The sequence below is a fragment of the Gilvimarinus sp. 1_MG-2023 genome, from assembly GCF_030548285.1.
The window spans coordinates 1-237 of the sequence record NZ_JAUOSC010001684.1 but is presented as its reverse complement, the minus strand read 5'-3'; the positions used below and the strand labels follow the sequence as shown (position 1 = coordinate 237).

Annotated in this window: 1 protein-coding gene; it reads left to right on the top strand. The window is 50.6% G+C overall.

All coding sequences use genetic code 11. The features are described 5' to 3' along the window. Nucleotides 1–237 (top strand): ATP-binding cassette domain-containing protein (locus Q4563_RS22525; RefSeq protein WP_303606132.1); only part of this gene is annotated, 237 nt, incomplete at both ends.

The following is a 237-nucleotide window of genomic DNA, read 5'->3' as shown; positions in this document are numbered from 1 at the left end:
GATTTATCCATTTTTCCCGGGCAAAAACTGGGTATTATAGGCGCTAATGGCAGCGGTAAATCGTCGCTCTTTAAACTGTTGTTAAAGCAATTGCAGGTAGATGCCGGCCGGTTGGATATTCCCGTTCAGTGGCGGCTGTCGCACATGGAGCAAGAGGTGACTGATGTAGAGCGCAGTGCTTTAGACTATATTCTCGACGGCGATAAAGCCCTGCGCAGCTTGGAGCAGGCCATCGCT